The sequence below is a fragment of the Rhizobium skierniewicense Ch11 genome (assembly GCF_023757665.1).
Taxonomy (GTDB): Bacteria; Pseudomonadota; Alphaproteobacteria; order Rhizobiales; family Rhizobiaceae; genus Agrobacterium; species Agrobacterium skierniewicense.
The window spans coordinates 84,898-108,089 of record NZ_RXPG01000009.1; the positions used below are offsets into that span (position 1 = coordinate 84,898).

A 23,192-nucleotide genomic window follows, 5' to 3' on the forward strand; every position below is an offset into this window, starting at 1 on the left:
GCTACTGGCTGGCCCAGATGATCCGCGCCATCCATTCCACCTCTTTGAGGTCGAAGCTGCGATTGGGATGTTCCGGATTGAGCGACAAAAGCTCGATAGTCTTGGCCGTCTGACGAGCTAGGACTTTGGCCATGACCTCGCCATCCCGGCTTTTCACCACCACGCGGTCGCCGCGCCGCATCTGCGCGCCCGGTTCTACGATCAGCACATCGCCATCGCGGTACAGCGGCATCATGCTGTCGCCTTGCACTTCCAAGGCATAGGCTCCGGCCTTGTTGGCGGGGGAGGCGGGAAAGTCCACCACGTCCCAGCCTTGGCCTGCGGGAAAGCCACCGTCATCGAAAAATCCGCCTGAGCCGGCCTGTGCGAAACCGATAAGGGGAATGGCGCCCGTCTGGGACGGAAGATTTCCATCCGGCAATGCATTTTTGTTCGAGTGCCCCATGGCATAGCCAAAGAACTGATCGATCGTCGCACCGGTGGCGTCCAGAACTTTTGAGATGGATTCAGTGGAGGGCCAACGCTGGCGTCCGTCTGGACCGACCCGCTTGGATTTGTTGAACGACGTCGGATCCAGCCCCGCTTTGCGTGCCAAGCCGGACGGCGAAAGCTGGTTCCGATCGGCAAGCGTATCGATTGCACTCCAGATATCATCGTGTGACAGCATGTTCAGGGCCCGGGTGGAGCGGCGTCGTCACGCGGCTCGCTTCAATATAACGCGAAACCTAGCCAATTATGCCTTCGGAGTAAAGTATTAAAGGAATAAAATCCTTGTCTTTATGCAACCAAAGTCGACATATTGATCTTTGAAAGCTGAATCACGGCCTGTGTGCGGCTATCGACTTTCAGTTTTAACAATATCGCCGAGACATGCGCCTTGACCGTGGCTTCCGAAACGCTGAGCTCATAGGCAATTTGCTTGTTGAGCAAGCCTTCGCCCAGCATGCCCAGCACACGATTTTGCTGTGGTGTCAAAGTGCGGAGCCGATTGATGAGGTCGGCCATGTCCGGGTCGTGATCCTGCCCGGCCTGACAGGACGCCGGTATCCAGACATCCCCCTCCAGCACCGCCCGAATACCTGCGCGCAGGTCCTCAATGCCTGAGGATTTGGAAATGAAACCGGAGGCCCCGAGTTCTATGGCACGGCGCATGGTCGCTGGATCATCGCTAGCCGATACGATGACAATGGGCAGGCTGGAAAACTCGGCCCTTAACGCCATCAGCCCGGAAAACCCGCTGACGCCCGGCATGGCAAGGTCGAGCAGCATGAGATCGGCATCCGGCTGATCTGCGGCGGCCATTTTTGCCGCTTCGAAATCGCCAGCCTCGATAATGGCGTGGCCGCCATCCAGCCCCGAAACCGCCTGGCGCAACGCGCCGCGAAACAGAGGATGGTCGTCCACGATTATGATGGTCATCTGTAACATGCCGCGCCCCCTCCCAAGAGCATTTCATGCGCGCATCATTCTTGAGGAGCGCGATCAAGCGTCAAGTCCCACAAACCGAGGATTGCGTAAATGTCGCCACAACACAAGCGCTTGATGCTAGCAAAGGCTCGCGCCACCCTGTGTATGCGCAAAAATCTGCGTGAGGCGGTGGACAACAAAGAGCATTTGCGGCAAACCGCCCATATATGAAGGAGACGCCACATGAGTGAAACGCCCCCCGTCCTTTACAAGATCGTACCGAGCGCCCTGTGGCGAGAGGCGCAAGAAAAGGGTGTTTTCGAAGGTGCCGAGATTGATCTCCAGGATGGTTACATCCATTTTTCCACCGCAGCCCAGGTCAAGGAAACTGCGCTGAAGCATTTCACCGGTCAGAATGATCTTCTGCTGGTCGCCGTGGACGGTACCGCCTTGGGCGAGAAGCTGGTGTTTGAAACCTCTCGTGGCGGCGACCTTTTTCCGCATCTTTACGCTTCATTGCCATTGAGTGCGGTTTTGTGGGAAACGCCGCTGACGCTGGATGATGACGGTGCACACCAGTTTCCGGAGATTGCATGATGAGCGGAATTTTTTCCTCGATTGGTCGGCGCGGCCTCTTCCTGATGGACCCGGAAGTGGCGCATGGCATGTCGATTACCGCGTTGCGCTCAGGCTTTATTCCCACCTGCCACGTCCCGCATGATCCGCGCCTGCAGCAGACCGTCGCGGGCCTTGTGTTTCCCAACCCGCTCGGCATGGCGGCGGGCTATGACAAGAACGCGGAAGTGCCGGGTCCCCTCTTGAAGCTGGGGTTTGGTTTTACCGAAATCGGGACCGTGACCCCACGAGCTCAATCGGGCAATCCCAAGCCGCGGATTTTCCGTCTGGTGGAAAACGATGCCGTCATCAACCGTCTGGGTTTCAACAATGAGGGGCATGCCGCGGCACTTGCGCGTCTCATCGCAGCGGGGCTTCGCGGCATCGTCGGTGTCAATATCGGAGCCAATAAGGACAGCGAAGATCGGATTTCAGATTATGTGAAGGGCATCGAGACCTTCGCGTCTGTCGCGTCCTACTTCACCGCCAACATTTCCTCGCCCAACACGCCGGGCCTGCGTGATTTACAGGCCCGTGAAGGTCTGTCGGCTCTTTTGAAAGCGGTACTGGAAACACGCGATACCGAGGCGCAAAAGCTCAACAGGTCCATCCCGGTCTTCCTGAAAATTGCGCCTGATCTGACCGAGGAAGGGCTTGACGATATCGCCGCGGAAGCCTTGGCGCATAATCTCGATGGTCTGATCGTCTCGAATACAACGCTCTCCCGTACAGGCCTCACACCCGGCCAGAACAACGGTGAAACCGGTGGTCTTTCCGGTAAGCCGCTGTTTGATCTGTCCACCACGGTTCTGGCCAAGATGCGCAGGCGCGTGGGCCCCGCCATGCCCATCATCGGCGTTGGCGGCGTTTCATCGGCTGAAACCGCACTGGAAAAAATCCGCGCAGGTGCAGACCTTGTGCAGCTATATTCCTGCATGGTGTATGAGGGGCCAGCTCTGCCGGGTAAAATCGTGCGCGGCCTGTCAACGCTCGTGGCGAAAGAGCAGGTCGGCAATATCCGCGACCTGCGCGATACCACAATGGAAAAATGGGCGGAGCGGACGCTTTAGTCCGCGCCACGGCGAAGCAATTACCGACACAGCACCATGGCCCAATACGGCCTGTTCTTCGCGCTCGCATCATAGGCAACCGCCACTCCCAGGCCGCCATAGTTGCCCAGCATGTTTTCCAGATGGTGCGGAGAGCTGATCCAGGCCTTCACCACGCGCTCGACCGTATCCTGTCCTGCAGCTACATTTTCGGCGGCGGGGAGGGGAACGCCTCCGTCCTTCATGCGAATGAGAAAGCTGTCCGTCAGGCCGATGAGATGCGCCATCTTCTGGGCTTTGACCATGCGGTTTGCCTGGTAGGCGGCGGCCTGTTGCGCGGCGCTGTTGGCTGAGAGCGTGGAAAGCCCTCTGGAACGACGAAGCTCGTTGACCATGGGAAGCGCTGAAGCAGTCTCGTCTCGCGTACCGGAGGCGATGCCTTTGTTGGTGGGCGCCGAGACGCAGGCGGAAAGGGCGGCACCAGCCGAAGCCAGCACGAAGCCGCGCCGTGAAAAGGTGAACAAGGACTGTTGGGTCATCAGCGGCGGAAGCTCAAAAGGCGAAGGATGATGAAGACTGGCACGACGATGATGGCACCCGCCAGCAGGTAGTCTCCAATACTGCCCAAGGCGCGGAAGCCGCTGTGCCAGATATCGAGTATGAAATCCCGAACGCCATAAATGATGTTCCAAGGTGTCAGGCCAAACACAGCCATGACGAACCCAACGATCAGGGACACGACGAGCAATTTGACGATTGTCCGCGCCACGCTATCACCCAGCACCTTATCGACCCCACCGGCCATCAGCAAATCTCCTCAATTTCAGCCAGGACATATGAAGCCAGGCGCGTCGATGCAAGTTATGACGCGTTCTGGGCGCGCCGTTTGTCGCTGCCATGAAATAGGACTTGAGTTTTTTTATGGCTTGATGAAAGACAACCTACCTCTTTCAGGAAAGTGCGGATGGCCCCACACCAGTTTTCGTCCGGTGATGCGATTGCAGACCGGCGCGCCGATTATGCCCGCATGCTGGCGGAAAGCGCAGATCACGCCGCCGCTGCAGAATTGATGGAGCAGGCGCTGGAGCTTACCCCGTCATGGGCCGCCGGTTGGGTGCAGCTGGGAGACTATTGCGAGAAGGCAGGACTGACCGAAAAGGCTATCGCGGCCTATGAAACCGTCGACACATTGGACGTCGAGGGAATTTTCGCAGCTCCCCTGAAACTGGCCGTGCTGGGAGCCGCCGAGACGCCCGAACAGCCGCCGAGCGCCTATATCGAGGGTCTGTTTGATGATTACGCCGACCGTTTCGAAACCTCACTCGTGAAAAAGCTGGACTATAGCGTCCCGCAAAAACTGGCCGCGCTGATCGAAATGGCAAAACCTTCGGCGGGTTTTAACTGCGTTGTCGACATCGGGTGTGGTACCGGCCTGCTCGGTCTGGAAATCGTCGATTGGACGCACCGCCTCGAGGGCTTCGACATTTCCACGAACATGCTGGCAAAAGCCGAAGAAAAAGCGATTTACCACCATTTGGCACAGACTGATCTTTCCCTTTCCGCCGAAGCGTCCGGCCTGTTTGCCGGCGATCTTGCCCGTCACCGCGCCGATCTGGTCGCGGCGGCGGATGTGATGATGTATCTCGGCAGTCTGGAAACGGTTATGCCACTGGTTCTCGCGCTCTTGGCACCGGGCGGAACATTCGCCTTTTCAGTGGAGGACGCGGGCAACGACGAGGGCTTCGTTCTCCAGCCTTCGCTGCGCTATGCCCATTCTGAGCGCTACATCACAAGTTTGTTGAGCGTATCCGGTTTTCAAATGCTGGAATCCCGAAAAACCACCATTCGCAAGGACGCCGGAAAACCCCTTTCCGGCATTCTGTTTCTTGCCAGAAAAGCCGCCTGATCTTTTCGTTTCTTGCCTTTTTATCGATAGGTCAGCCCTGCTTACATATCCACATTGAAACGCAGCCTGTTGCGGTGCAAAATGCAGCATATCCGGCTGGTCTCACCTGCAATAAGGTGACACGGCAAAGCAGTTTCAGACAGCACAGACAGTTTCATTCCGGGGTAACGCGCATGGCATTCACGAGAAGCGTTTATGGCATGTGGAGCGCCGATCCCGCAAAGCATGCGCCGCTGGAAGACATCCAAGGGATCGTCACAGGCAGCATCGTATCGGCGCTTGGCTTCTATCTTCTTGCCAGGGTCGGCCTGCTCACCGGCGGAACGGCAGGCGTCGCATTTCTCATTCACTATGCCTTCGGCATCAGCTTCGGCCTGCTGTTCTTCCTCGTCAATCTGCCGTTCTATTATCTGTCCTTCCGCCGTCTTGGCCTCGCCTTTTCACTCAAGACCTTCATCGCCATCGGCCTCGTGTCGGTACTGACGGAACTGGAAAGCCGCTGGATGGTGGTGGAAAGCATCAATCCGCTCTGGGCCGCTTTGCTTGGCGGGCTTCTCCTGGGTTACGGGCTTCTGGCACTGTACCGCCACCGCGCCAGTCTTGGCGGCATCGGCATTCTGGCGATTTACATTCAGGATCGTTTCGGCATCCGCGCAGGTCTCATTCAGCTTGCCTTCGACAGCTGCGTGATGATTGCCGCTTTTGCGGTCATCAACCCTGAGACGGTGCTGTACTCCATCGTCGGTGCTTTTGTGCTCAACCTCTTCCTTGCGATCAACCATCGCTCGGATCGTTACATCGTCGTGCGCTGAACGCTTGAAATTTCTCTCCATGCGGCGCAAGGAGGAGAGACGCAATGTGGGAACGATGATGAGCGATGTAGCAGAGCGCAAGCGCAACCGGTTTTGGGCATCCACCTCGGATAAGCACTCTGTCGTCGAAGACGCGCAGGCCGTCATTGCTGGCAGCATGCTCGTCTCGCTCGGCGTCGTACTCTTATCCGGCGGTGGCCTTTTGACCGGCGGTGTGGTGGGTGTGGCTTTCCTGTTGCATTATGCAACGGGCGTCAGCTTCGGTCTTCTCTTCTTCCTTGTCAATCTACCATTTTACTATATCGCGTTTCGTCGCCTTGGCCTTGCCTTCACCATAAAGACCTTCTGTGCCGTGGCGCTGACATCGGTCCTGTCGGAATATCTTCCGCATCTGATCGTGCTACAAAACGTCAACCCCGTCATCGCGGCTCTGTTTGGCGGCTTGACCGTGGCGGCAGGCATGCTGGCGCTGTTTCGCCACCGTGCCAGCCTCGGAGGCTTTGGAATTCTGGCGCTCTATCTGCAGGATCGGTTTGGCATTCGTGCCGGGCTGGCGCAGATGGCATTCGATTGTACGGTGCTCTTCTGCGCGTTCTTCGTCGCAACGCCGTTCATCATCCTGTGTTCCATCCTCGGCGCGTTGATCATGAACCTCGTCATCGCCGTTAATCACCGAAACGACCGCTATATCGCGATGTAAGGCCCTTCTTTTTCAGTCCGCTTTCCCTACTTTAGGGGAGTGAAACACACAGAGCCTCCCATGACCGGCCAGAATGTCGGAACCTTGCCTCTCTCGTTCCAGACATGGTTCGACGAGAAGGGCTGGAGCCCGCGCGCCCACCAGTTAGAGTTATCGGCCCGCGCCCAAGCTGGCGAAAATATGCTGCTGATTGCACCGACTGGAGCGGGAAAGACGCTGGGCGGTTTCATGGCTTCGCTGACAGACCTTACGCGGCGCGGCAAGGTGCCACCGGGCTCTGCCTTCGTTGGCGTCCACACGCTTTATATCTCGCCGCTGAAGGCGCTAGCCGTGGATATCGAGCGCAATCTCATGAAGCCGGTGACGGAGATGGGTCTGCCCATTTCGGTCGAAACCCGCACGGGCGACACGCCGCAATCCAAACGCCAGCGCCAGAAGCTGAAACCACCGGATATTCTGCTGACGACGCCGGAACAGGTCTCGCTGCTACTTGCCAACAAGGAAGCCGAGCGCTTTTTCAAGGACCTGAAATATGTGGTGCTGGACGAGTTACACTCGCTCGTCACCTCCAAGCGCGGCCATCTCCTGTCGCTGGCCATCGCCCGTATTCGCAAACATGCACCCGGCATGCGCACCATCGGTCTTTCCGCCACGGTGGCCGATCCCATGGATTTGCAACGCTATCTTAGTCCGCAGGTGAAGGGTGAGCCGCCGGCCGGTCTCATCACGGTCGATGGTGGCGCAAAACCCGATATCGCCATTTTGGGCACCGAAGAGCGTATTCCATGGTCCGGACATTCGGCGCGATATGCCATGCAGGATCTCTATCCGGCATTAAAATCGCACAAGACGACACTGATATTCGTCAACACCCGCTCGCAGGCGGAGCGCATCTTTCAGGAGCTCTGGACCATCAACGACGACAATCTGCCGATTGCGTTGCATCACGGCTCACTGGATGCGGGACAGCGCCGCAAGGTCGAAGCGGCCATGGCGGACAACAAGCTGCGGGCGGTTGTCGCCACCTCAACACTCGATCTCGGTATCGACTGGGGTGACGTTGATCTCGTGGTGCATGTGGGCGCGCCGAAGGGCGCAAGCCGTCTGGCCCAGCGCATAGGCCGGTCCAATCACCGTATGGATGAGCCTTCCAAGGCCATTCTGGTGCCCGCGAACCGTTTCGAGGTCATGGAGTGCCGCGCAGCGCTGGATGCGAACTATGTCGGCGCGCAGGATACGCCACCGATAGCTGAGGGCGCGCTGGATGTTCTGGCGCAACACGTCCTCGGGATGGCCTGCGCCGAGCCCTTCGACGCCGATGAGCTTTACCGCGAAGTCACCAGTGCCTCTCCCTATGCCAGCTTGCCCCGCGAAACCTTCGACCGCGTCGTAGATTTTACGGCGACCGGCGGTTATGCGCTGCGCACCTATGAGCGTTATGCCCGCATTCGCCAGACGAAGGATGGTCTGTGGCGCGTTTCCAACCAGCAGGTCGCCATGCAGTACCGTCTCAACCTCGGCACCATCGTCGAGGCGGCGGAACTCAATGTCCGCATGGTCAAGCGTAATGCCAAGGGCACGGTCGGGCGCGGCGGCATGTCGCTGGGCAAGGTGGAGGAGCATTTTCTCGAACAATTGGTGCAGGGGGATACATTTCTGTTCGCGGGCAAGGTGCTGCGCTTTGAAGGCATCCGCGAAAACGAATGCCTCGTCAGCCAGGCCTTTTCCATGGACCCTAAAATCCCGTCCTATGCGGGCGGCAAGTTTCCGCTCTCCACCTATCTGGCAGACCAAGTGCGCTCCATGCTGGCGGACCCTGCGCGTTGGAACGCCCTGCCGGATCAGGTGCGCGACTGGCTGGCCATCCAGAAAGAGAAGTCGATCATACCCAAACGCGATGAGTTGCTGGTCGAGACCTTCCCGTTCCGCAAACGTTTCTTCATGGTCATGTATCCGTTCGAAGGGCGGCTAGCGCACCAGACGCTCGGCATGCTTTTGACACGGCGGCTGGAGCGGGCAGGGGCGAAACCCATGGGCTTTGTCGCCACCGATTATTCTCTGGCCATCTGGGCGCTGGAAGATATCGGCTCGCGTCTGCAATCGAACCGTCTGTCGCTGCCCGACCTGTTGGACGAGGATATGCTGGGTGATGATCTGGAAGCATGGCTGGACGAATCCTTCATGCTCAAGCGCACCTTCCGCAACTGCGCCGTCATTGCGGGACTTATCGAGCGACGTCATCCCGGCAAGGAAAAGACCGGGCGACAGGTCACGGTGTCCGCAGATCTTATTTATGACGTTCTTCGCAGCCATGAGCCCGACCACATCCTGCTGGAGGCCACGCGTCGCGATGCCGCATCGGGACTTTTGGACATTGGCCGTCTTGGCGATATGCTAAGGCGAATCAAGGGACACACTACCCATTGCGCTTTGGAGCATGTCTCGCCGCTGGCCGTTCCGGTCATGATGGAAATCGGGCGTGAGACGGTACCGGGCCAGGCCATGGATGACGTGCTGGCAGAGGCCGCCGATGAGCTGATTGCGGATGCAATGTCATGATGCATCGGCCACTAAAGCATGTCGCGTTTCATTGTCCTCAATGAAACGATAACGTACATGCGACAAAACAAGAGCTAAAGCGTGTCGCAGTGAATCCTATTCACAGAGGCACGCTTTAGAAGATGAAGGACAAAACCGAAACGTGCTGAGCAGACTTGCCTTGAGCGATAAATTTGCCACAGGCTTTGAATGCCTGGGCTCTGAAACGGACATCAATGGTGTCGCCGGCTGGTGCGATCCGCTGGGAGGTCTTTATCTGCCGGACCTGTCCCTGCTGGTCGTGTCTGATCTGCACTTGGAAAAGGGTGCGGCTTTTGCCCGCCGTGGACGGCTTTTACCGCCCTACGACACGATCGCAACCCTCAAGATCCTTGCCTCTCTTGTCTCCCGCTACGATCCGAAAATCGTCGTCAGCCTCGGCGATAATTTCCATGACCGCATCGGCTCAACGCATTTGCCGTTGCCGCTTCGTGATCTCATCAAGGAGATGGCCAAGGGTCGCGAGTGGATCTGGATCAATGGCAACCACGATCCCGATGGTACCGTGGATTTGCCGGGCGCCTCGACCGACGAGATGGTCTACGGCAACCTTGTCTTCCGGCATGAGCCGAAATCCGGTGTCTGCGTGGGTGAAATCGCCGGCCACCTTCACCCAGCCGCGACGGTGCGTCGCCGCGACAAATCCGTTCGCCGTCCGTGTTTCGCAACCGATGGCGCGCGTATGCTCATGCCTGCCTTCGGCGTTTTGAGCGGCGGTCTGGATTTGCGGCATAGGGCGATGCAGGGCCTGTTCGATCACACGTCTCTCGTTGCGCATCTGCTCGGTCGGGAGCGGATTTACTCGGTGCGTTTCGCCAATCTTCTGGGATAATAGCGTCTCAGTGATAGACGTATGGCGCGACGGCGCTTTTGTCGATCTTCACCTTTGCCAATGTCAGGAAACGATCGAGCGGACAGGCTCCGTCTTTAACTTCTCCTTCGCACCCAGGCATGGCTACCGCAGCCTGAAGCGGGGGCGATTTGTCGTCAATCACCGAGGCATTGCGGATCTGGTCGAGCGAGGGCGCAACGAAACCCATTCGGACATAGGGTTTCCCGTCTGCGTCGTGAAGGCGCTCGAAGGTCAGAGCGCCTGTCGGCGGCGTCTCATCATCGAGATAGGGTGGGATTTTCCAGTGGATGCCAAGCAGCGTTGCCAACTCGGCCTGCTGGGTGTCGCTGCCCATAAGCAACAGGAACTTCGCGTCCGGCGGGCCACCCGCTGGGGGGGTCTTGTCCAGTGCGAGAAGAAGCTGATTGAGAAAATTCGAACCATCGCGTTGCGCGATATAGGGCACGCGGTTGCTGAGATCATATTTGATCTGCCGCAGTTGCGACAATCGGATGATATCGGCTGCTGCGGATGCTTTGCCGAAGGCCACCTCATCAGCCGGAAAACCGTTGGCATATTGCAGCAGAAAGACCTGAGCAAGGGTGCCCGCCTCGGCTAGCGGTCCTTTCAGGCTGACGCTTGCTGGCTTGTCGCCCTTGTCCTTTTTGACCTCGATGGACCACGGCCGGTTCTGTAACGAGCAGTCGCTACCGGCTGCATCGCATCCGAGGATCGCATCCATCTCCCTCATCAGCGGTGCTGCCTTTTGCTTGGCCGCATCAAGACTGTCGCCCGCCGCTTCCAGAATGGCGGCTTCCGCTGTGTCTGTATCGATGGCACCGAGTGCCGTCTCGGACGCATCATATAGCGGGTCCGGGCCATCGCCGGATGCATGGCCAACCGTCAGGCCACAGCCCGGAAACATGGTCGAAAGAATGACATTGCCGGTGTCGATGGTGCGCTGGACGGTGCTGTTACCCCACGAGAAAACGCTCTCCTTTGCAGGGCAGCCCGTCTCTGGGACTAGCCCCTTGGCGGCCAGCATGCCATGCTCCCACCTCGCCAGTTGCGCCGCTGCTGTGGCTCCGTGCGACGTCAGCGCCCCATCTGGCGTGTTCCACACCGGCCACTGCTTTGCCGACATGCGGGCAAGTTCTTTGCTACTGGTCTGCGGGCGCACCCCGTGTCGCATCACGGCGACAAATTTGTCACTGACAAGCGTCTCGCAAACCGCAGGGCCAGACATCAGGCAGATTAGAAACGTGGCAGACAAAGTCCGTTTGATGTCCATGTCGTCGTCCTGCGCCTGTGAAAGGAGACACCACAGATAGGATCGCTTTGTGAACCTTTTGTGACCGTATTCAGTCCCTGCGGAACAGGATGCTTGCGCCCCAACCCGTCACGATTGCCAGCAGCACGCACAGAAAGCCATAAACCACCGGTGTCTGATGCGCGGCATCTGTGATGGCCTGCTCCATGCCGGTCTTCACCACGCGCAGTCGCAGTTCCTTTTGCGCCACAGGCATACCGCTCTTGAAGAGATAGGCGCGGGCCGTATGGACGCCGTTCGGCACGTTTGCAGGTAGACGAAGCGTGGCCCAGAACAATCCCGTTCGTTCAAGCCGCACGCCGGTCGTATCGTTGCGGTAGATGCCGCTCGACAGTTTCAGGCGGCGATAGGCTTCCTGGAAATCATAGACATTGTCGGGCACGCCGGAAAAGACAGCACTGCGCAATGGCAGATGGTCTACGCCCAGACCCATGGCCTTCAGCGTTCCCGCCGTTGCGATATTGTCGATGCTGCGGGTACTGGCCATGGAGTAGGATTCCGGCAGTGGCGCAAAGGTGATCGCGCTGGTGTTGATCCAGATGCCAGCGACACGGCTTTTCTTGCGTACGGTGGAATATTCGTTGGGGCCTTCCAGCGTCACGACGATGTCATACTGCCCGATTGCCAGCAAAAGCTGATCGGCATTGTTCAGCGCACCGAACATGGTGAAATCGGCGCCACGAAAATCAGAGGCGATGGAAATTTCGGTCGTCGACGCACCGATCTCGATGTTTTCCTGCAAGGTTCGGGCCTGGCCAGTGGCATCGGGTGAAATCGGCAGCGGCGGTGTCTGCGCAAAGGCAGGCGTGCACAGCGCGCTGAAGGCGGCAGCAAGAAGGGCGGCGCGGATCAATAGCCCAGCCCTCCGACAGCCACGGAAAACAGATCTTCAGGTTTCAACACCAGCGAAATCGCAAGTCTCACGCCAACGGCCAGCACCAGCAGTGCCAGCAATGCACGCAACTGCTCGCCACGCAGTTTCTGGCCGACCCGAACCCCGTATTGCGCCCCGACCACGCCGGCCAGCATGAGGATGAAAGCCAGCACGATATCGACGGAAAAATTCGTCGCCGCCTGGACGATGGTGGTGTAGGCAGTGACAAAAATGATCTGGAACAGCGAGGTGCCGACAACGACGTTGGTGGGCACGCGCAGGAGGTAGATCATGGCCGGTACCATGATGAAGCCGCCGCCGACACCCATGACCGATGTCAGCACACCGATGCCGAAACCCAGGACGATGATGGGAATGACGCTGAGATAGAGTTTCGATTTCTTGAAACGCATCTTCAACGGCAGGCGATGGACCCAGTTGTGGTGACCGGGGCGGCGCAATGTCACTGTCTCGTTGCGGGCAGACCGGCGGATGGCCGAGATGCTTTCTTTTAGCATCAGCGCACCGACGGTACTCAGCAAAATGACGTAGAGAAGCGAGATGATGAGATCGAGCTGACCGATGCTGCGCAAAAGCGTAAACAGCCAGACACCCACCGTCGCCCCGCAAAGGCCTCCGATCAGCAGCATGCCGCCGAGCTTCATATCCAAAGTGCCGCGCCGGAAGTGGCTGATGGAGCCTGAAACGGAAGAGGCGACCACCTGGTTGGCACCGGTTGCCACGGCGACGACAGGGGGAATGTTATAGAAGATGAGAAGCGGAGTGATGAGAAAGCCACCGCCGACGCCGAACATGCCGGACAGAAAACCCACAGCGGCGCCCATGCCAAGAATGATGAAGATATTCACCGATAATTCTGCGATGGGCAGGTAGACAGTCACATCAGGACCTCGGGCATGGTTCCGTGTAAAACGACAAAGCCGCCGGAAGGCGGGCTTTGCCACGAAAGGCGGTATCTGTCTGGGTGGCGGAGGCAGCAAAACCTGCGACCTTTACCGGTCATGCCCGTGGAGGGCATGACTGTCAATTATTCAACGGCAAATACGTTGATAATTTGAAAAGATTGGCACAGGCCGGAATTACTTGTTGCGGGCCAGCAACGCGGTCACCAGTTCATCGGTGATGCGGCCATCCGGCGTCTGTCCGACGGACTTCTGGAAGTTCTTGATGGCCGCCACGGTGGCGCGACCCAGCTTGCCGTCCGGTTCACCCGCCTTGAAGCCATTGTTGTTGAGAATGGCCTGAATGTTGCGGATCGCCTTTTGCATATCGACAGACGATGTCTTGACCTCTTCGCCGCCTGTCCATTCGGCTGGCAGGTTCACCGAGTTGGCGTCATCGTCCATGGGCGTTGCCTGCCAGGTTTCGACTTTCGCCTTGGCGCTGGCCAGTTGTTCCGGTCGCATGGCCTTGGCTACGTCGTCGCGCTTCTGTCCGGCATCGGCATCACCATCACGAGCGGCAATAGCAAACCACTTGTAGGATTCTTCCAGGCTCTGCGGAACGCCGCTGCCGCGTGCGTAAAGAATGGCCAGGTTGAACTGGCTATCGCGGACACCGAGATTGGATGCCTTGATGAACCAGTCGCCCGCGGCCTTGAAGTCCGGAGCACCGGCAGCATCGGAGGCAAGCAGAACGGCCAGATTGTGCATGGCGCCAGCGTTGCCCTGATCTGCCGCCATCTGATAGTAGCGCTTCGCCTCAGGAAGGTTACGCTCTACGCCGTTCGCCTTCTCATACATATTGCCAAGGCGGTATTGCGCGGGCGCAAAACCACGGTCGGCGGAAAGCTTGTACCACTTTGCAGCTTCAGAACGATCGGCGGCAACGCCGCGACCGTCTGTGTAACGCGCACCGACTTCAAACAGGGCCTGACGATCACCCTTGGCAGCCGCTTCGGAAAGCGACGCAGGTTTGATGTCCGATGGCACTGCAATCGTATCGGCTGCTGCCAGGATTTGCTGTTGAACCTCGTCAACCGGCGCCGCGGCAGGGGCTTGCTGTGCAATTTCAGCGCCGGGTTCTGGTGCGGGCGCTTGCACCGCTGGCGCTTCCTCGGGAAGAGGCGAGCCGCCAATCGGGCGCGGGTCGATCTGGTCCGTCTTGGCGTCGGCGCCGACCTGCATGCGCTCAGCGGCCGCCTTTACATTCTCATCGATCATGGCGTCGGATGGAATGGTGACAGCTGGGCGAACGTCGGCAGGAGCAGCCGGTACGGCAGAAATGGTAGGCTCTGTGGCTTTGGGCGTGACCGACGTCGGTTCCACTGAGATGGAAGCGGGCTCGTTTCCAATCAGCGATTTGATGGCGGGCATTGCCATCATCGCAAGAAGAATGGCACCAATGCCGAGCAACAGCGGACGACGATAGCGTGACAGGGCAGAGCCCTGCTCTTCACCGGTCGTCGCACGCTGAGCCCGCGAAGACAGGCCCTTATCGGGAACGCTTTCCTGCGCAGCGGCCTGGGCTGCACGACGGGCGGCGGCAATGAAGTCGGCTCGGTTGTCTGTGTCGCCTGCGCCTGCGCGTGCAGCAGCCGTCTGGCTGGCACGGACGCGTTCGAGAATCTTCTTGATATCAGGCGCACCGGAGCCTGGCTCCAGCAATTCTGTCTCGATGTCCGACTGCAAGGTTTCGACCGGATCCAGCGCGGGTGTGGGATCAATCTGCGTGCGGGCGGGAGCCTGCGCTTGTGGAGCCTCGTCGCTCTTGGCAGCGCTGGATTTGAAACGACTGGTCAGGCTGGACAGCAGGCCGCGCTTTTCCTGTGCCACGGGCTTCGCGGCCTCAGGCGGAACCAGCGTATCCGTCGCCATATCGGCGTCGAGTTGGCGAGAGATTTCGGTTTCGAACGATGCCCGGTCCTGCTTGCCGATCAACCCGTCTTCGGGAAAACTGGCGGCAGGCATGCGCGCACCATCGTAGTCCGCCCAGTCATTCTCGCCATTGGCAGAAACGACAGCGCGCGGTGCATTGCGATTGTCGAGATTATCGAGACGACCGGCAATCTGCACCAGCGTTTCATGCAGTGCCTCGAAGGTGCGGTGCGTGCGCTCTTCAGTGTTGCGGCTCAAGCCTTCAAGCTTGCGCAAATCATTGGCAAGTTCGGTGAGAATGGCGATGTCGGAACTGCTGGCTGTCTGGGCCAGATTGTTGCGCGTGTGCGCTTCCAGAACGGCTTCGGCCGCTTGGCGGGCCGCTTCGATGATGTACTCATCGCTGGACGCCATGTACTCTTCGATCGCCGACATGCGCTGATCGAGTTCCGGCGACATGCCAGCGGCTTCGCTCGCAACCGGCGTTTTCGTCTCATCCAGTTTGGCGGCAATATCGCTCAGGCGGTCTTCCAGACGCTTGAATGCGGTCTCGTAAGACGCAGCCTTCGCCTGTGCAGGCCTGGCTTCGATTTCCTCGATCCGGCGTGCGATTTTCTCCAGCCGTTCAGCCAGCTTGTCGTTGACGGCGCCTTCGCCAAGCTCGTCGATCTTGCGGGAAATATCTGTGAGGGCAGATGTCAGTTCCGGCTGGCTGGATGGGCGTTGCGAGCGCTCCATCATCTTGGAAAGCTGATCCAGCCGCTCACCAAGTTCAGAAACGCTGCGTTCGGTCGAAAGCTCTTCAATGCGGGTCGTCAGCGCATCGAGACGCGCACCCAACGCGTCCGATGGCTTGTTCTGCGCCTCGGAAACATCCTTCAGCGTATCGATTTGCGACGACAGTGCGCTCAAACGGTTTTCCAGCCGCTCTGCAACTGCAGGGTCGAAAGCAGGGGCTGGTCTGTTTCCGGCAGCAGCGATGGCGCGGCTGATTTCGTCCAGACGCTGGTCGAGGCCAGAGAAATGCTCGGAGAACATGCGGTCGTTGGGCTGGATGTGCTTGCCCAGATGCTCGACAGCGCTGGCAATCGTCAGAAGCTTTTCTTCCAGCGCGCGGACCGGCGCGCTGCCGTTCATGGAGGCGAGCTGTGTCTTGATGTCGTCCAGACGATAGGCCAGTCCGATGACTTCTTCCTGGAGCGGCGCAGGATCAAAGCCACGCAACGTGTCCTCGACCGTTTCCCAGCGACGCTCGATCCGGTGCACGCTGTCTTCACGGGCGACCTGGTCCATCAGGACACGCAGTTCTTCGAATTCGCTGCGCAGCGCTTCGGCGTCTGGCGATGCGCTTGCGCCCATGCGCTCGATGCTGGCAGCCAGACGTGCGACGTCCTCGCGAATGTCTTCGGCGAAATGCTGATCTTCGGCAAACGACCGGATGTTGCGCAGTTCAGAGCGCACGCCCTGCATTTCGCGGGCGACACCTTCGGTGATCTCGTGCTTCAATTCCTGGCGCAGGCTGACCAGCGCTTCTGCGACCTCGCGCAGCGCCGCGTCGCCTTGTTGGGGGGCAGGGGGTTGCGGGGCAGGAGCGGTGCGTTCGAAGCGGGCAGTGGGGCGCGGACGTGCCGGAGGAATAGCGGTCGAGGTGCGGTAGTCACGCTCGACATAACGGCGGTCCAGATCGCGCTCGAGCACGGTCTCCGCGCGTGGCGATTCGGTTTTCTGGCGCTCCCAACGGGCATCGAGCGCCTGTTGGCGCTGGCGGATTTCATGGACGGGATCGAAACGACTGGAGGTCGGTTCTCTGGTCGGGCGGGACTGAGGGATCGGCCGTTCGTTTTCGATGCGCGTCGTTTGATTATCATATGAAGGGCGGGTCGCGGTTGCGCCAAGAAGATCGTCAATCCGGGCTTCCAGCCCCTCGATGGTGCGATTGAGCGCATCCAGAGACGATCTGTCGCTGTGCTGAGGGGAATTCGATCGCAATCCGTTCATCTTCCTGCTCGCTTCGTTGCCCTGTTTTTTTCTATCCCGGCCACAAAATGGGGTGTGGAACGGAGGTTTTTTTAAATAGTCGGGTGACGGAGGGTTCTTCAGGACGCGAAGCAGTTCCGCCGAAAGCTACAATGGCCGGAATATGGTTAACAAATAATGAATTAGCAATTACTGTTTTAACGCTTTCTTCATGAAGGTGAACGAAACCACTGATTAACCGCAGTCACGCAAGCTTCGCGCAAGCTTGAAATCGCTGCCAGATTTCTCACGAATGTCATTTGACGTTTACGCGCACGTCAAATATTGTGACCATCATGTTGACGCCGGAGTGGTCCGGTAAACGATGCGGAGGATCATCGGTAATGCCTGTTTACAAGGCCCCTGTTCAAGATACGCTTTTCATTCTCAATGACGTGCTCGGCATCGAGCGCTACAACAATCTGCCCGGTTTTGAGGACGCAACGCCTGACATGATCGAAGCGATCACGGGTGAGGCTGCAAAAGTGGCCGAAGAGCAGCTCTTCCCGCTGAACCTGTCTGGTGACCAGCAGGGCTGTCAGCGAAGCGCCGATGGTTCGGTTACCGTACCTGACGGCTTCAAGGAGGCCTACGACGCCTATTGTGAAGGTGGTTGGACCGGCTTGGCCGTTCCGCCTGAATATGGTGGGCAGGGGCTTCCTTACACGTTGCATGCGGCCATCGGCGAATATATGTCGTCGGCCAACCTGTCGCTGATGATGTATCCTGGCCTGACGCAGGGGGCGATTGCGGCGGTTCTGGCGCATGGCTCCGAGGAACAGAAGCAGACCTACCTGCCGAAAATGGTCGAGGGCACATGGTCTGGCACCATGAACCTGACGGAACCCCATTGCGGCACCGATCTGGGTCTTCTGCGCACCAAGGCCGTGCCGCAGGGCGATGGCTCATATAAACTGTCCGGTCAGAAGATTTTCATCTCCGCTGGCGAACATTCCATGACCAGCAACATCATCCATCTGGTTCTTGCCCGGATCGAGGGGGCGCCTGAAGGCACCAAGGGTATTTCGTTGTTCATCGTGCCGAAGTTCCTTGTCAACGACGATGGCTCGGTCGGTGCACGTAACGGTGTCGTCTGTGGCGCGCTCGAACACAAGATGGGTATCCACGGCAACGCGACCTGCGTCATGAATTACGACGATGCGACCGGTTATCTCATCGGCGCCGAGAACAAGGGCCTTTCGGCCATGTTCGTGATGATGAACGAAGCGCGCCTCGGCGTTGGTCTCCAAGGTCTTTCGGTCGGCGAGATCGCCTACCAGAACGCCGTGGAATATGCCCGCGAGCGTATTCAGGGCCGCTCTCTCTCCGGTGCGAAAGCGCCCGAAAAGAAAGCCGATCCGATCATCGTTCACCCGGATATCCGCCGCACGTTGATGACCATCAAGGCTTATAACGAAGCCAGCCGTGCGTTCCTTTTGTGGACAGCGCTGCAATCGGATATCGCCCACCGCGCCACCGATGAGAAGGAACGTCAGGCGGCCGACGACATTCTCGGCCTCGTCACGCCGATCCTCAAGGGTGTGCTGACCGACAAGGGCTTTGACCATGCCGTGATGGCACAACAGGTCTTCGGCGGTCACGGCTACATCGAAGAACACGGCATGAGCCAGTATGTGCGCGATGCCCGCATCACCATGATCTATGAAGGTGCCAACGGCATTCAGGCGCTTGATTTGGTGGGCCGCAAGCTCGGCCTCAATGGCGGCCGTGCCGTCATGGCGCTGTTTAAGGAAATCGGTGATTTCTGCGAGGAAAACCGCGCAGACGAGAGCCTTACGCTCTACACCAAGGGCCTCAAGAAAGGTCTGAACGACCTGCAAGCGGCCACCATGTGGTTCATGCAGCATGCCATGGCGAAGCCGGATAATGCCGGTGCCGGTTCTACCGACTACATGCACCTCTTCGGCCTCGTCGTGCTGGGTTACATGCAGGCCCGCATGGCGAAGGCTGCGCAGGTCGCACTGTCTTCAGGTTCTGCAGCGGACGAGCAATATCTCAAGACCAAGCTCGTCACGGCCAAGTTCTTCATGGAACGTATTCTGCCGGAGACGGCGCTGCGCAAGACCCGCATCGAGGCCGGTGCCGACACGATGATGGAACTGGCTGCGGAAGCGTTTTGATAGTGAGCGAGGGGCAAGACCCCTCACCAACAAAATCTAAGACTTAGCTTTGCTAAGACTTTGATTTTGTGTCCTCTCCCACAAGGGGAGAGGTAACCCGGAGCGGGCGCGGCACCCTTATCTCTCCCCTTGTGGGAGAAAAAGCGATTTCGAAATCTTAGCCAGCGGCTAAGTTTCAGAAATCGCAAGTGAGGGGTAGCCTTGCGCCACCCGAAAGTTTCAAGGCGCCAAAACGCCGACAGGGAGATTAACAAATGACTGACGTATACATTTATGACCACGTCCGCACCCCGCGCGGGCGCGGCAAGAAGGATGGTTCGCTGCACGAAGTGCCGTCCGTTCGTCTGGCCGCCAAGACGCTGGAAGCGATCCGCGACCGCAACGGGCTTGATACGGCGACCGTCGATGACATCATCATGGGCTGTGTCGATCCGGTCATGGATGCGGGTGCCGTCATCGCCAAGGGTGCTGCCTTCGAGGCTGGATACTCCACCAAGGCACCGGGCATGCAGATTTCCCGCTTCTGCGCATCGGGTCTGGATGCCATCAACTTTGCGGCTGGTAAGATTGCGGCGGGTGCCGATGAGATTGTCATCGCAGGCGGTGTCGAAAGCATGTCGCGTGTCGGCATGGGCATGTCCGGCGGTGCCTGGTACATGGACCCGTCCGTCAGCTTCCCGGCCTATTTCATGCCGCAGGGCGTATCGGCCGATCTCATCGCCACCAAATACGGCTTCACCCGCGATGACGTCGATGCTTTCGCTGTCGAGAGCCAGAAGCGCGCCGCCCACGCCTGGGAAAACGGCTACTTCAAGAACTCCGTCATTCCGGTGAAGGACCAGAACGGCATCACCATCCTCGACCGCGATGAGCATATGCGCCCCGGCACCGATATGCAGGCGCTGGCCTCGCTCAACGCATCCTTCCAGATGCCGGGCGAAATGGGCGGTTTCGAAGCTGTCGGCATCATGGCGCATCCTGAAGTGGAGCGCATCAATTACGTCCACCATGCGGGCAATTCGTCCGGTATCGTCGATGGCGCTGCCGCCGTTCTTGTCGGTTCCAAGGCGGGCGGCGAGAGCATGGGGCTGAAACCCCGCGCCCGCATCCGCTCCTTCGCCAATATCGGCTCCGACCCGGCGCTGATGCTGACCGGCCCCGTCGATGTCACCGAAAAACTACTGGCGAAGACCGGCATGTCGATTGCAGATATCGATCTGTTCGAACTTAACGAAGCCTTCGCCGCCGTTGTGCTGCGCTATCTCCAGGCCTTCGACATCAGCCATGACAAGATGAACGTCAACGGCGGCGCAATCGCCATGGGCCACCCGCTGGGTGCCACCGGCGCGATGATCCTCGGCACGGTTCTGGACGAACTGGAACGCCGCGATCTCAACACCGCACTGGTCACGCTGTGCATCGGCGCAGGCATGGGCACGGCAACGGTTATCGAGCGGGTTTGATTTGGTCTTAACCCTCCCCCTTGTGGGGAGGGTGGCCGGCAGGCGGGAGGGGTCTTTGCCGCAAATTCCCCTCCCCAACCCCTCCCCACAAGGGGGAGGGGCTTAACCCCGCCAGATCGCACCTGCTTGGAGCGGTGGCTGTCGTAAAGAAATTCAGGGAAGAGGAATCCCAATATGAGCACTTATAAAAATTTCACCCTCGAAACAGACGCAGACGGCATCGCCCTCGTGACCTGGGATATGCCGGACAAATCCATGAACGTCTTTACGGCGGACGTCATGGAAGAACTGAACGCAATCGTTGACGCAACGGTGGCGGATGGTGCCGTCAAGGGCGTGGTCTTTACATCCGGCAAAGCCACCTTTTCCGGCGGCGCTGATCTGTCGATGATCAAATCCATGTTCTCGTTCTACCACGAGGAAAAAGCGAAGAACCCGGAGGAGGCATCCAAGAAGCTGTTCGATCTGGTTGGCAAGATGAACGGCCTGTTTCGCAAGATCGAAACCAATGGCAGGCCGTGGGTATCTGCCATCAACGGCACCTGCATGGGCGGCGCGTTTGAATTGTCGCTGGCCTGCCACGGCCGTGTTGCCTCCAATGCCAAAAGCGTCAAGCTGGCGCTGCCGGAAATCAAGGTCGGCATTTTCCCCGGTGCTGGTGGCACGCAGCGCGTTTCGCGCCTGACCGATGCGCAATCCGCACTTCAGATGATGACAACAGGCCAGTCGCTGACGGCAAGCCGCGCCAAATCCATGAACCTCGTCCATCAGGTGGTGGAGCCGGATCAACTGATCCCTGCCGCCAAACAGATGATCAAGGATGGCCTGAAGCCCGTCGCCCCATGGGATGAAAAAGGCTTCAAGGCCCCCGGTGGCGGCATCTGGACGCCAGCTGCCGCCCAGCTTTGGCCAGCGGCTCCCGCCATTCTGCGCCGCGAAAGTGCTGGCAACTACCCGGCAGCCCTCGCCATCCTCAAATGCGTTTACGAAGGTCTGCAATTGCCCTTCGACACGGCCTTGAAGGTCGAGCAGCGCTATTTCACGGAAATCCTGCGCTCGAAAGAAGCGTTTGCGATGATCCGCTCGCTGTTCATTTCCATGCAGGAACTGGGCAAAGGCGCGCGCCGTCCCGTTGGGCAGCCGAAGAGCGATCTCAAACATGTCGGCGTCGTAGGCGCGGGCTTCATGGGCGCGTCGATTGCTTATGTCACCGCCGTTGCCGGTCTTGATGTCACCCTGATCGACCGTGACGACGAGGCCGCCGCGAAGGGCAAGACCACCTGCGAAACGTTGGTGAAGGATAGCGTCGGCAAGGGCCGCATGACACAGGAAGAGGGTGCCGCCATCCTCGCCCGCATCACCCCAAGCGCCGATCACGCCTCGCTCACGACCGCAAATCTCGTCATCGAAGCCGTGTTTGAGGATCGTGACGTGAAGAAGGCCGTGATAGAAGCTGTCGAGGCCGTACTGCCGGAAGGCGCGATCTTCGCATCCAACACCTCCACTCTGCCCATCACCGGCCTGGCGAAAAACGCCAAGCGTCCGATTGATTTCATTGGCATCCACTTCTTCTCGCCAGTCGAAAAGATGATGCTGACCGAAGTTATCATGGGCGAGGAAACGGGCGATAAGGCACTGGCGGTCGCGCTGGATTATGTGGCGAAAATCAAGAAGACGCCGATCGTCGTCAACGACACACGTGGCTTCTTCGTCAACCGCTGCGTGCTGCGCTACATGGCCGAAAGCTACGACATGCTGATCGAAGGTGTCCCCGCCGCCATGATCGAAAATGCCGCGAAATTCGCTGGCATGCCGGTCGGCCCGTTGGCGCTGAACGATGAAGTCGCCATCGACCTTTCCTACAAGATCCTCAAAGCCACCGTCGCCGATCTTGGCGAAAAGGCTGTCGATCCGCGCCATATGGAACTGGTCAAGAAGATGGTGGAAGGCGAGGGCCGCTTTGGCCGCAAGAACGCCAAGGGCTTCTACGACTACCCGGCAAAGCCTGCCAAGAAGTCCCTATGGCGTGGCCTCAAGGACCTCAATGCACAGAAGAAGCCTGAGGAGGTGGACATGGAGGTGCTGAAACAGCGCTTCCTCGTTACCATCGCCCTGGAAGCGGCCCGCACGGTAGAAGAAGGCATCGTCACCGATCCCCGCGAGGCAGACGTCGGCTCCATCCTCGGCTTTGGCTTTGCGCCCTACACCGGCGGAGCACTGTCCTACATCGACGGCATGGGTGTGAAGGCGTTCGTGGAGCTTGCGGAAAAGCTGGCGCAGAGCTACGGCCCGCATTTCCAGCCGACCCCGTTGCTGAAAGACATGGCCACCAAGGGCGAAACCTTCTACGGCCGGTTCGATCCCTATGGCTCTGCTGCAAAAGCGGCTTGAGATCAAAATCACTCAACCAACAGCAGGCCCTCCGGGGCCTGTTTCTTTGCCGGTATCTCTCGAGACCAATCTGTAATTGCGTGCCGGTGTATAACTTGAAAATTATAGAGGATCGTTACAGGGAGTGCCCAGCCCGCGACGCGTTAACTCTGGCCACAACATTCTGTATTACTTGATATTATTCTGATGACTTAATAACGACATTTCCTTTATATCCATTT

General features: G+C 58.7%; 18 protein-coding genes. 10 read left to right on the forward strand and 8 right to left on the reverse strand.

All coding sequences use genetic code 11. The annotated features are described in order from the left end of the window. Window position 1 precedes the first annotated feature (1 nt). Window positions 2-667 carry a S24 family peptidase gene (locus EKM04_RS08905; RefSeq protein ID WP_183893939.1) on the reverse strand — a complete coding sequence of 222 codons (666 nt, stop codon included), beginning with the start codon at window positions 665-667 and terminating at the stop codon, window positions 2-4. A gap of 110 nt (window positions 668-777) precedes the next feature. Beyond that, a complete protein-coding gene (locus EKM04_RS08910) occupies window positions 778-1,428 on the reverse strand; it encodes a response regulator (protein ID WP_174152028.1) in 651 nt (216 codons plus the stop codon). A 222-nt stretch (window positions 1,429-1,650) separates the two neighbouring features. Here EKM04_RS08910 and EKM04_RS08915 point away from each other — a divergent pair, with 222 nt between their 5' ends. Both EKM04_RS08915 and EKM04_RS08920 read left to right on the forward strand, forming a co-directional pair. Beyond that, a complete protein-coding gene (locus EKM04_RS08915; protein WP_174152029.1) occupies window positions 1,651-2,004 on the forward strand; it encodes a DUF952 domain-containing protein in 354 nt (117 codons plus the stop codon). Next, window positions 2,004-3,092 (forward strand): quinone-dependent dihydroorotate dehydrogenase, encoded by a 1,089-nt coding sequence (locus EKM04_RS08920; protein ID WP_183893941.1) that lies wholly within the window; start codon window positions 2,004-2,006, stop codon window positions 3,090-3,092. Before EKM04_RS08915 ends, EKM04_RS08920 begins: the two co-directional genes overlap by 1 nt. A 20-nt stretch (window positions 3,093-3,112) precedes the next feature. On the opposite strand, the gene EKM04_RS08925 is transcribed toward EKM04_RS08920, so the two are convergent. Continuing rightward, complete coding sequence (locus EKM04_RS08925) at window positions 3,113-3,610, reverse strand: CAP domain-containing protein (RefSeq protein ID WP_183893942.1); 498 nt, start codon at window positions 3,608-3,610, stop codon at window positions 3,113-3,115. After that, window positions 3,610-3,876 (reverse strand): DUF6460 domain-containing protein, encoded by a 267-nt coding sequence (locus EKM04_RS08930; RefSeq protein WP_174152032.1) that lies wholly within the window; start codon window positions 3,874-3,876, stop codon window positions 3,610-3,612. Before EKM04_RS08930 ends, EKM04_RS08925 begins: the two co-directional genes overlap by 1 nt. 159 nt (window positions 3,877-4,035) lie before the next feature. Between EKM04_RS08930 and EKM04_RS08935 the strand changes: the two genes are divergently transcribed. The 5 genes from EKM04_RS08935 to pdeM all read left to right on the forward strand — a co-directional run bounded on the left by EKM04_RS08935 (window position 4,036) and on the right by pdeM (window position 9,919). After that, the gene (locus EKM04_RS08935; protein WP_183893944.1) at window positions 4,036-4,977 is read left to right on the forward strand and encodes a class I SAM-dependent DNA methyltransferase; all 942 of its coding nucleotides are present in this window, start codon (window positions 4,036-4,038) and stop codon (window positions 4,975-4,977) included. Window positions 4,978-5,177: 200 nt separating this feature from the next. Continuing rightward, entirely contained in the window at window positions 5,178-5,789 is a 612-nt protein-coding gene (locus EKM04_RS08940) for a YitT family protein (protein WP_174152302.1), read from the forward strand. Window positions 5,790-5,847: 58 nt separating this feature from the next. Further along, window positions 5,848-6,489, forward strand: a complete 642-nt coding sequence (locus EKM04_RS08945; protein ID WP_183893946.1) for a YitT family protein — start codon at window positions 5,848-5,850, stop codon at window positions 6,487-6,489. Window positions 6,490-6,549: 60 nt separating this feature from the next. Then, on the forward strand, window positions 6,550-9,048 hold the full coding sequence (locus tag EKM04_RS08950; protein ID WP_183893948.1) for a ligase-associated DNA damage response DEXH box helicase: 2,499 nt from the start codon (window positions 6,550-6,552) through the stop codon (window positions 9,046-9,048). Between the two features lie 142 nt (window positions 9,049-9,190). Then, window positions 9,191-9,919 carry a ligase-associated DNA damage response endonuclease PdeM gene (gene pdeM, locus EKM04_RS08955; protein ID WP_183893950.1) on the forward strand — a complete coding sequence of 243 codons (729 nt, stop codon included), beginning with the start codon at window positions 9,191-9,193 and terminating at the stop codon, window positions 9,917-9,919. Window positions 9,920-9,926: 7 nt separating this feature from the next. On the opposite strand, the gene EKM04_RS08960 is transcribed toward pdeM, so the two are convergent. The 4 genes from EKM04_RS08960 to EKM04_RS08975 form a co-directional block, all read right to left on the reverse strand. Further along, entirely contained in the window at window positions 9,927-11,210 is a 1,284-nt protein-coding gene (locus EKM04_RS08960; protein ID WP_183893952.1) for a histidine-type phosphatase, read from the reverse strand. Window positions 11,211-11,280: 70 nt separating this feature from the next. Then, window positions 11,281-12,102, reverse strand: coding sequence for a TIGR02186 family protein (locus EKM04_RS08965; RefSeq protein ID WP_183893954.1), 822 nt, complete (start codon window positions 12,100-12,102; stop codon window positions 11,281-11,283). Further along, window positions 12,099-13,025 (reverse strand): sulfite exporter TauE/SafE family protein, encoded by a 927-nt coding sequence (locus EKM04_RS08970; RefSeq protein ID WP_174152039.1) that lies wholly within the window; start codon window positions 13,023-13,025, stop codon window positions 12,099-12,101. The genes EKM04_RS08965 and EKM04_RS08970 overlap by 4 nt, the downstream gene beginning before the upstream one ends. A gap of 198 nt (window positions 13,026-13,223) precedes the next feature. After that, window positions 13,224-16,958, reverse strand: a complete 3,735-nt coding sequence (locus tag EKM04_RS08975) for a peptidoglycan-binding protein (RefSeq protein ID WP_183893956.1) — start codon at window positions 16,956-16,958, stop codon at window positions 13,224-13,226. A 362-nt stretch (window positions 16,959-17,320) separates the two neighbouring features. Between EKM04_RS08975 and EKM04_RS08980 the strand changes: the two genes are divergently transcribed. From EKM04_RS08980 to EKM04_RS08990, 3 genes are all read left to right on the forward strand, one after another. Beyond that, window positions 17,321-19,117, forward strand: a complete 1,797-nt coding sequence (locus tag EKM04_RS08980) for an acyl-CoA dehydrogenase C-terminal domain-containing protein (RefSeq protein ID WP_183893958.1) — start codon at window positions 17,321-17,323, stop codon at window positions 19,115-19,117. Between the two features lie 254 nt (window positions 19,118-19,371). Next, a complete protein-coding gene (locus tag EKM04_RS08985) occupies window positions 19,372-20,580 on the forward strand; it encodes an acetyl-CoA C-acetyltransferase (protein WP_174152042.1) in 1,209 nt (402 codons plus the stop codon). A gap of 174 nt (window positions 20,581-20,754) precedes the next feature. Then, window positions 20,755-22,971 (forward strand): FAD-dependent oxidoreductase, encoded by a 2,217-nt coding sequence (locus tag EKM04_RS08990; RefSeq protein WP_183893960.1) that lies wholly within the window; start codon window positions 20,755-20,757, stop codon window positions 22,969-22,971. The last annotated feature ends 221 nt before the right edge of the window (window positions 22,972-23,192 follow it).

What these genes read in the sequence shown, in the direction of transcription:
- EKM04_RS08960 (WP_183893952.1), bottom strand. Translation starts at nt 11,210, where the DNA reads ATGGACATCAAACGGACTTTGTCTGCCACGTTTCTAATCTGCCTGATG.
- EKM04_RS08940 (WP_174152302.1), top strand. Translation starts at nt 5,178, where the DNA reads ATGTGGAGCGCCGATCCCGCAAAGCATGCGCCGCTGGAAGACATCCAA.
- EKM04_RS08980 (WP_183893958.1), top strand. Translation starts at nt 17,321, where the DNA reads ATGCCTGTTTACAAGGCCCCTGTTCAAGATACGCTTTTCATTCTCAAT.
- EKM04_RS08990 (WP_183893960.1), top strand. Translation starts at nt 20,755, where the DNA reads ATGAGCACTTATAAAAATTTCACCCTCGAAACAGACGCAGACGGCATC.
- EKM04_RS08910 (WP_174152028.1), bottom strand. Translation starts at nt 1,428, where the DNA reads ATGTTACAGATGACCATCATAATCGTGGACGACCATCCTCTGTTTCGC.
- EKM04_RS08920 (WP_183893941.1), top strand. Translation starts at nt 2,004, where the DNA reads ATGAGCGGAATTTTTTCCTCGATTGGTCGGCGCGGCCTCTTCCTGATG.
- EKM04_RS08945 (WP_183893946.1), top strand. Translation starts at nt 5,848, where the DNA reads ATGAGCGATGTAGCAGAGCGCAAGCGCAACCGGTTTTGGGCATCCACC.
- EKM04_RS08935 (WP_183893944.1), top strand. Translation starts at nt 4,036, where the DNA reads ATGGCCCCACACCAGTTTTCGTCCGGTGATGCGATTGCAGACCGGCGC.
- EKM04_RS08905 (WP_183893939.1), bottom strand. Translation starts at nt 667, where the DNA reads ATGCTGTCACACGATGATATCTGGAGTGCAATCGATACGCTTGCCGAT.
- EKM04_RS08925 (WP_183893942.1), bottom strand. Translation starts at nt 3,610, where the DNA reads ATGACCCAACAGTCCTTGTTCACCTTTTCACGGCGCGGCTTCGTGCTG.
- EKM04_RS08930 (WP_174152032.1), bottom strand. Translation starts at nt 3,876, where the DNA reads ATGGCCGGTGGGGTCGATAAGGTGCTGGGTGATAGCGTGGCGCGGACA.
- EKM04_RS08950 (WP_183893948.1), top strand. Translation starts at nt 6,550, where the DNA reads ATGACCGGCCAGAATGTCGGAACCTTGCCTCTCTCGTTCCAGACATGG.
- EKM04_RS08975 (WP_183893956.1), bottom strand. Translation starts at nt 16,958, where the DNA reads ATGAACGGATTGCGATCGAATTCCCCTCAGCACAGCGACAGATCGTCT.
- EKM04_RS08985 (WP_174152042.1), top strand. Translation starts at nt 19,372, where the DNA reads ATGACTGACGTATACATTTATGACCACGTCCGCACCCCGCGCGGGCGC.
- EKM04_RS08915 (WP_174152029.1), top strand. Translation starts at nt 1,651, where the DNA reads ATGAGTGAAACGCCCCCCGTCCTTTACAAGATCGTACCGAGCGCCCTG.